The organism is Peterkaempfera griseoplana (assembly GCF_001418575.1).
GTDB classification, from domain to species: domain Bacteria; phylum Actinomycetota; class Actinomycetes; order Streptomycetales; family Streptomycetaceae; genus Peterkaempfera; species Peterkaempfera griseoplana.
Window position 1 is genome coordinate 1 of the sequence record NZ_LIQR01000238.1, and the last position, 7889, is coordinate 7889.

Sequence of the window (7889 nt, forward strand, 5' to 3'; positions counted from 1 at the left end):
CCCCGGCTGCCCCCGGGTCGCCGCGGTCTGCGTCTACCCGGACATGGTCGCCACCGCCCGCGCCGCGGTGGAGGGCACCGGCATCCAGGTCGCCTCCGTCGCCACCGCCTTCCCGTCGGGCCGCGCCGGGCTGCCGGTGAAGCTGGCCGACACCGCCGCGGCGGTGGCCGCGGGTGCCGACGAGATCGACATGGTCATCGACCGGGGGGCCTTCCTCTCCGGCCGCTACCTCCAGGTCTTCGAGGAGATCACCGCGGTCAAGGAGGCCTGTCGCCGCTCCGACGGCCGCCCGGACGCCCATCTCAAGGTGATCTTCGAGACCGGCGAGCTCCAGACCTACGACAACGTCCGCCGCGCCTCCTGGCTGGCGATGCTGGCCGGTGCCGACTTCATCAAGACCTCCACCGGCAAGGTCGCGGTCAACGCCACCCCGCCGGTGACGCTGCTGATGCTGGAGGCGGTGCGCGACTTCCACGCCGCCACGGGCACCCAGGTCGGCGTCAAGCCGGCCGGCGGCATCCGCACCACCAAGGACGCCATGAAGTACCTGGTCATGGTGAACGAGACGCTCGGCGACGGCTGGCTCTCCGCGGACTGGTTCCGCTTCGGCGCCTCCAGCCTCCTCAACGACCTGCTGATGCAGCGTCAGAAGCTGACCACCGGCCGGTACTCCGGTCCCGACTACGTGACGGTGGACTGAGCCAGATGGCAACCCCCAAGAACAGCAAGCAGACCGCCCCCGCCGAGCCCGGCGTCCCCGCGTCGGTGGGCAACGGCTTCCCGGGCAAGCTCTTCTCCTACGCTCCCGCCCCCGAGTCGCCCGCGGCGGCCGGGGAGATCGCCTCCTCGTACGGGCACTTCATCGGCGGCGAGTTCACCGAGAGCGCCGGCAAGGAGGCCCTGAAGACGGTCAACCCGGCCACCGAGCAGGTGCTCGCCGAGTTCGCCCAGGGCACCGAGGAGGACGTGGACCGCGCCGTCAGGGCCGCCCGCGACGCCTTCCCCGGCTGGGCTGCGCTGCCCGGCTCGGAGCGGGCCAAGTACCTCTTCCGGATCGCCCGGATCGTCCAGGAGCGCAGCCGCGAACTGGCCGTGCTGGAGTCCATCGACAACGGCAAGCCGATCCGCGAGACCCGCGACGTGGACCTGCCGCTGGTCGCCGCGCACTTCTTCTACTACGCCGGCTGGGCCGACAAGCTGGAGTACGCCGGCTTCGGGCCGGACCCGCGGCCGCTGGGCGTCGCCGCCCAGGTCATCCCGTGGAACTTCCCGCTGCTGATGCTGGCCTGGAAGATCGCCCCGGCGCTGGCCACCGGCAACACCGTGGTCCTCAAGCCCGCGGAGACCACCCCGCTCACCGCGCTGCGTTTCGCGGAGATCGTCCGCCAGGCCGGGCTGCCCAAGGGCGTGGTCAACATCGTCACCGGCGACGGCCGCACCGGCGCCGCGCTCACCGCCCACCCCGACGTCGCCAAGGTGGCCTTCACCGGCTCCACCGAGGTCGGCCGCTCCATCGCCCGCTCCCTCGCCGGCAGCCGCAAGAAGCTGTCGCTGGAGCTGGGCGGCAAGGCCGCCAACATCGTCTTCGACGACGCGCCGATCGACCAGGCCGTCGAGGGCATCGTCAACGGCATCTTCTTCAACCAGGGCCATGTCTGCTGCGCCGGCTCCCGGCTGCTGGTCCAGGAGTCGGTGCAGGACGAGGTCCTGGACGCCCTGAAGCGCCGGATGGCGACCCTGCGGGTCGGCGACCCGCTGGACAAGAACACCGATGTGGGCGCCATCAACTCGGCCGCCCAGCTGGCCCGGATCCGCGAACTCTCCGACATCGGCGAGGCCGAGGGCGCCGAACGCTGGTCGCCCGCCTGCGAACTGCCGTCCAGCGGCTACTGGTTCGCCCCCACCGTCTTCACCGGCGTCAGCCAGGCCCACCGCATCGCCCGCGAGGAGGTCTTCGGCCCGGTGCTCTCGGTGCTGACCTTCCGCACCCCGGCCGAGGCCGTGGAGAAGGCCAACAACACCCCGTACGGTCTGTCGGCCGGCATCTGGACCGAGAAGGGCTCCCGCATCCTGTGGATGGCGAGCCGGCTGCGCGCGGGCGTGGTGTGGTCCAACACCTTCAACAAGTTCGACCCGACCTCGCCCTTCGGCGGCTACAAGGAGTCGGGCTACGGCCGCGAGGGCGGCCGCCACGGCCTGGAGGCGTACCTCGATGTCTGACCCGACCGCGAAGTCCGACGCGCTGACGCGACTTGACGTCTTCAAGACCTACAAGCTGTTCGTGGGCGGGAAGTTCCCCCGCTCCGAGAGCGGACGGGTGTACGAGGTGACCGACACCAAGGGCAACTGGCTGGCCAACGCCCCGCTCGGTACCCGCAAGGACACCCGCGACGCGGTGGCCGCCGCCCGCAAGGCCGTCCCCGGCTGGTCCGGCGCCACCGCCTACAACCGCGGCCAGATCCTCTACCGCGTCGCCGAGATGCTGCAGGGCCGCCGCGAGCAGTTCGCCGCCGAGGTGGCCGCAGGCGAGGGCATCGGGGGCAAGAAGGCCGCCGCACTGGTGGACGCCGCGATCGACCGCTGGGTCTGGTACGCGGGCTGGACCGACAAGATCGCCCAGATCGCGGGCGCCGCCAACCCGGTCGCCGGTCCCTACTTCAACCTCTCCACCCCGGAGCCCACCGGCGTGGTCGGCGTCGTCGCCCCGCAGAGCGGCACCGGCCACTCCCTGCTGGGCCTGGTGTCGGTGATCGCCCCGGCGATCGCGGCGGGCAACACCGTGGTTGTCGCCACCTCGGAGAGCGCGCCCCTCCCGGCGCTCTCCCTGGGCGAGGCGCTGGCCACCTCCGACCTGCCCGGCGGTGTGGTCAATGTGATCTCCGGCCGTACCGCTGACATCGCCCCCACCCTGGCCTCCCACCAGGACGTCAACGCCCTGGACCTGGCCGGCGCCGTGGCGACCGACGGCCCCGGCTCGGCCCCGGCCCTGGAGGCCGCCGCTGCGGACACCCTCAAGCGGGTGCTGCGCCCCGCCGCCGACCCCGCTGCCGAGGACTGGACCGCGGCCCCCGGCACCGGGCGTCTGTTGGCCTTCCTGGAGACCAAGACGGTCTGGCACCCCATGGGCGTCTGAGCAGGCCCTGGCTCTCTGTCCCGCTGACGCCCTGGCCCTCGGGCCGTCGGGCCGTCGGAGCCGGGACCGCCCTGGGGGCGAGGACCACATGGTTACCTCGCCCCCGGGGCGACCCGGGCCCGGGCAGCACTACGGCGCGCCGTCAGCTATGCCCTGGCCGGGGCCGGCGGCCTGGGTCGTGGAGACGGGATCGGGATCGGCGGGGGTCGCGGGACCGCCGCAGGGCGCACCGGTGGCGACGCCGTCGATGGGCTCGGCGGGCTGGTGGGCCGTGTCGGCGCTGCCCACGGGGTGCTCCGCGCCGGAGTGCATGCAGTACGGAGGGATGGCGTCCCGGAAGTCCTGCTTGCTCAGCGCCGCGACCGGCCCGCCGACCGGCTGGCCCGCCCGGTCGTACCCCTGGACGTGCACCTGCTGGTGGGTGCTCGCCCGAACCATGACCGTGAAGAAGCGCACGGCCCCGGAGGTGGGGGTGCCCACGGTGGTGCCCTGTACCGGCGCGCCGTTCGCAAGCTCCACCCGTACGGTCGCCACTCCTGGCGGCGCCACACCGACCACGGCGAACTGCCGGTCGTCGAACGGCGCCGTCGCCGCCCAGCGGAGCTGCCGCGCCCCCTGGGCGTCCGCGAAGCAGGCGCTGGTCTTGCCGAGCAGCACATTGCGGGAGACCACGCAGGACTGGCCCTTCGCCCCCCGCGCGGAGCCCGCGGTCCAGTGCACGCCCCGGGTGGTCCCCTCCGCCACCCGGTAGACGGTCCCCGGCACCTTGTCGTAGCCGTCCAGCACCGCGGCAGGGCCGGTCGGCGTGGTGGCGGGGCTGACCTGCGCCGGACTGGCGGAACCCGCGCCCAGCGTCAGCGGCAGCGCTGCGGCGAGCGCGACCACAGCCGCGCCGGCGCCGACCGCCACGGCCAGGTGGCGGTTGCGGCGACGGCGGAACACACCGTCGGCCACCTGCAGGTACGGGTCCAGGGGCGGTGCATAGTCAGCCGGGAGACCGCCCACTGCCTCCTTGAGCATCTCTTCGGGTCCGTGCGTCATCGGATCGTCTCTCCTGCCGTGCGCTGGATGGGTGCGGGTGCCGCAGTCGCGGCAACCGCCGGGACGAAGGACCGGTTGAAGGCCGGGAGTTCGCGGAGCCTGGCCAGCCCCCGCGAGGCCTGGGACTTGACCGTCCCCGCGGAGCAGCCGAGCAGGACGGCGACCTGGCGCTCCGACATGTCCTCGACGTAGCGCAGGACGACGATGACCCGCTGCTTCGCCGGAAGCTGCCGCAGCGCCCTCCGCAGCAGATCGCGGTCGCCGACGCCGCTGCCGGGATCCGCCGCGCCGCTCGGCGGCGGCTCCGGCAGTTCCGCGGTGGCCCGCTCACCCCACCAGCGCCGGCGGCGCGAGGACACGGCCAGGTTGACGACGATCCGCCGGACATAGGCCTCGGGCTGCTCCTGGCGCAGCCTGGGCCAGACCTTCCACAGCCGGACCAGTCCCTCCTGCACCAAATCCTCTGCTCTGCCCGCGTCCAGCGTCAGGCTGTGGGCGAAGCGGATCAGCGGCACCCATCGCGTCCGCACGAAATCGGCGAAGTCCTCCTGCGCAGCTCGCGCCATGTCCCCTCCGGTGGTTTTCCGTCTCGGACAGGGGAACGCGGTGGGACCGCACCCGGGTTGAGAGCGGTCCGCATCGGCCTCCCGCCGTGGACCGCTCTCAACCTTCCCTGCCGCACAACGCATTGACAGGTTCGACGCCCGCTCGGGGCGCCCACCTCACAGCAGGAGGTCCCGCACATGGCACATCGCCCCCGCCGTCCGCGGCTGCGCACGGTCGCCACGGCCGCCGTCGCCGCCGGCATCGTCCTGGCCGGTGCGGCCGCCCCGGGCGTGGCCGCAGCCGACCCGGGTGCCGGGTGGACGGTCACCCCGCTGCCGGTCGACAAGGCCGCACTGAGCCGGATCGCCACCGGCGGCGGCACCACCTTCACGGTCGGCTTCGGCTTGGTCGGCAGCGGCAGGGACATGTACTTCACCCCATTCGCCGCCCGGCGGGCGGGCGGCGTCTGGGTGACCGACCCGACCCCCGTCCCGGACGGCGGCTCCGACGGGCGGCTGGACGACGTCGCCGTCCTCGGCCCCGAGGACGCCTGGGCTGTCGGCAGGAGCGAGGGCCAGGACACACAGGCGCTGATCGAGCACTGGAACGGCACCGCCTGGAGCCTGGCCGACACCTCCGCACTGCCCGCCGGCACCGGCCTGACCGGCGTCACCGCCGACCGCCCGGACGACGTGTGGGCGGTCGGATACACCGTGCTCAGCGACGGCGTCACCCCGCTTGTCGCGCACTGGGACGGCACCTCCTGGACCCAGGTCCAGATACCGGACTCCGAAGGGGACACCCCCTGGGACCGCTTCTGGGTCTCCAGTGTGAGTGCGTCCGCCCCGGACGACGTCTGGCTGGTCGGCGTCGACGGCCTGGCCGTCCACTACGACGGCCGCACATGGACCCGTACGCCGGTGGCCCCCGGCCGGGAGGTGTGGCTGGAGCGGGTCCGCAGCGACCCGGCGCACGGCACCTGGGCGGTCGGCTACGGCGTCGCCACGGACGGGACGCGGACCCCGGCGGCGCTGCACTGGGACGGCACCGCCTGGCAGACCGCCCGGCTGCCCGCCGACCCCGGGGCCCAGCTGGAGGACCTGGCGTTCGACTCGGGCGCCGCGCTGGCGGTCGGGTACCGGATGACGGGGACCGGCCCCGTCGGCTATGCCGTCCGGGTGCCCGCCGCCGGTATCCCAGGCCATCGGGTGCCGCTGCCGGCCGGAGTGGCGCAGCTGAACAGCGCCGCGCCCGCAGCCGACGGCAACGGCGACGGCGTGTGGATAGCCGGGGACGGCGTGTCCAGCGACCCTGCATCGTTCCCGCCGTTCGCCGCACGCTCCATGGGCCAGTACTGAAGCCGACCCTGGCGGCGTGCACTGGCTCGCGTCGCTGCACGCCGCCGGGGTGACCGCCTCCACACCGAGCGCCGCGGCCCAGGGCGCTGTGCAGGCACTGCAACCAAACCCCGGCGACGATCACGCAGCGCGCGTTCCGCAACAACTGCCGCCCGTCATGGATGCGGTCGAGGCGGGTGAGTCCCACCACATCACCCGCAACGACACGGAAGTGGCGGAGCTGCGCCCCCTGACACGCAGGCGCAAGCCCAGCGCTCAGGAGCTGGTGGAGCGGCATCGACGGCAGCCGCACGTGGACCACGCCCTCATCCGACGGGAGGCCGAGGAGTTCTTCACCTTCGACGAGTACGACCCCTGGGAGTGCGACCGTGCCTGAGCGCCATGCGTCGGGGGTGCCCGGCAGATGCACCGTCATCGACCTCGGCCTCATCGACCCGGGCGCCCTGCCGGAGATCGCGGAGATCACCACGGGGCGCCGGCAGAACTGCACCCGGGCGTGGCCATGGCCAAGCACGCCGTCCCGTGCGACCCGCACCGAGAAGTCGGGCTCCGCTGTGGCCGATGTCGAGCCGTTGCCCCTCCACGCCGACGCCGATGGCCGACGCCGACTGCCGATGCCGATGGCCGGCGCCGACCCCGACACCGCCGCCCGCTGCGGCACCCTCGTCCCCTCCCGGTCGCCGCGGGACGCAACCTGCGGCCACGCAGGACGAATCTCATGACCACAGCGGTCGCGTCCGTCCCGGCCTGCCGCTCCTCACCCGAAACGAGGCCGACGTCAAGGGTCTTGAGAGCACCGTCACGGTGATCGGGGTCCAGCCCCACCCCGGGATGCGTCACACTGGTGTCCCGTGAGCGACTCTCCGGTGAATCCCCTGCCGATACCCCGTGCCCGCGTCGTGCTGCTGTCGGGACCCTCGGGATCGGGCAAGTCCTCGCTGGCCGAGCGGGCCGGGCTGCCGGTGCTGCAGCTGGACGACTTCTACAAGGACGGGGACGACCCCACCCTCCCGCTGATGCCCGACGCGGGCAACGCGGTGGACTGGGACTCCCCGCTCTCCTGGCACGCCGAGGACGCCATGGTGGCGATCCGGCAGCTGGCGGAGACCGGGCGGGCGGAGGTGCCGGTGTACTCCATCCCGGACAACGGCCGGGTCGCCACCCGCACCCTGGACCTCGACGGGGCTCCGGCGTTCGTCGCGGAGGGCATCTTCGCAGCGGAGATCACGGCTCGCTGCGCCGCCGAGGGCCTGCTGGGCGATGCGATCTGTCTGCGCAACCGGCCTGCCACCACCGCCTGGCGGCGGTTCCGGCGCGATGTGCGGGAGGGCCGCAAGTCGGTGCCGTTCCTGCTGCGGCGCGGCTGGCGGTTGATGCGGGCCGAGCGCGGGATCGTCGCCCGGCAGACCGAGCTGGGCGCCCACGCCTGCGGCGGTCCGGAGGCACTGCGCCGGATGCGGGCGGCCGCCGAGGTGCGGGAACCCGCCACGGTCTGAGCGCCGGGATACACGTCGCCCGATCCGAACGCCGGGGCCCCGCCACGTTCTGAGCGCGGGATACGCCACACACAATCCGAACGCCGGGGCACCGAAGCCCCCTGGCCTGAGCACCGGCGCACGCGACGCCCGATCCTCCGACCCCCGGGACGGCGCCCCGGCCTGAGCACCGAAATACGCGACGCTCGATCCGAACCCCCGGGGCACCCAAGCCCACCCCCGTCGGGACGGTACAGCGGCCCGGCGCCTCTCCCCTGGCGCCGGGCCGCTGCTCGCGGGCACTCCCCCGTTGAGCCGGCTCCCCCGAACCGGCTC

At 73.5% G+C, this 7889-nt stretch carries 8 protein-coding genes; 6 read left to right on the forward strand and 2 right to left on the reverse strand.

Features of this window, described 5'->3' with window-relative positions; all coding sequences use genetic code 11:
• The 3 genes from deoC to AOK09_RS18275 all read left to right on the forward strand — a co-directional run.
• Positions 1 to 700 (forward strand): deoxyribose-phosphate aldolase (gene deoC, locus AOK09_RS18265; protein WP_055588274.1); only part of this gene is annotated, 700 nt, incomplete at its 5' end.
• A gap of 5 nt (positions 701 to 705) precedes the next feature.
• Positions 706 to 2220, forward strand: coding sequence for an aldehyde dehydrogenase family protein (locus tag AOK09_RS18270; protein ID WP_245687351.1), 1515 nt, complete (start codon positions 706 to 708; stop codon positions 2218 to 2220).
• On the forward strand, positions 2213 to 3133 hold the full coding sequence (locus tag AOK09_RS18275; protein WP_055588275.1) for an aldehyde dehydrogenase family protein: 921 nt from the start codon (positions 2213 to 2215) through the stop codon (positions 3131 to 3133). The genes AOK09_RS18270 and AOK09_RS18275 overlap by 8 nt, the downstream gene beginning before the upstream one ends.
• 129 nt (positions 3134 to 3262) lie before the next feature.
• Here the strand turns inward: AOK09_RS18275 and AOK09_RS18280 are convergent, their stop codons facing one another.
• Together AOK09_RS18280 and AOK09_RS18285 are read right to left on the reverse strand one after the other, a co-directional pair.
• Complete coding sequence (locus tag AOK09_RS18280; RefSeq protein WP_055588276.1) at positions 3263 to 4174, reverse strand: hypothetical protein; 912 nt, start codon at positions 4172 to 4174, stop codon at positions 3263 to 3265.
• Positions 4171 to 4740: a SigE family RNA polymerase sigma factor gene (locus tag AOK09_RS18285; protein WP_079063192.1), complete on the reverse strand. Its 570-nt coding sequence runs from the start codon at positions 4738 to 4740 to the stop codon at positions 4171 to 4173. The genes AOK09_RS18280 and AOK09_RS18285 overlap by 4 nt, the downstream gene beginning before the upstream one ends.
• A gap of 177 nt (positions 4741 to 4917) precedes the next feature.
• Between AOK09_RS18285 and AOK09_RS39165 the strand changes: the two genes are divergently transcribed.
• The 3 genes from AOK09_RS39165 (at position 4918) to AOK09_RS18305 (ending at position 7574) form a co-directional block, all read left to right on the forward strand.
• On the forward strand, positions 4918 to 6078 hold the full coding sequence (locus AOK09_RS39165; RefSeq protein ID WP_055588277.1) for a hypothetical protein: 1161 nt from the start codon (positions 4918 to 4920) through the stop codon (positions 6076 to 6078).
• Positions 6079 to 6094: 16 nt separating this feature from the next.
• Positions 6095 to 6454 carry a type II toxin-antitoxin system Phd/YefM family antitoxin gene (locus AOK09_RS42225; RefSeq protein ID WP_245687352.1) on the forward strand — a complete coding sequence of 120 codons (360 nt, stop codon included), beginning with the start codon at positions 6095 to 6097 and terminating at the stop codon, positions 6452 to 6454.
• Between the two features lie 475 nt (positions 6455 to 6929).
• Positions 6930 to 7574 carry an ATP-binding protein gene (locus AOK09_RS18305; protein ID WP_079063194.1) on the forward strand — a complete coding sequence of 215 codons (645 nt, stop codon included), beginning with the start codon at positions 6930 to 6932 and terminating at the stop codon, positions 7572 to 7574.
• The last annotated feature ends 315 nt before the right edge of the window (positions 7575 to 7889 follow it).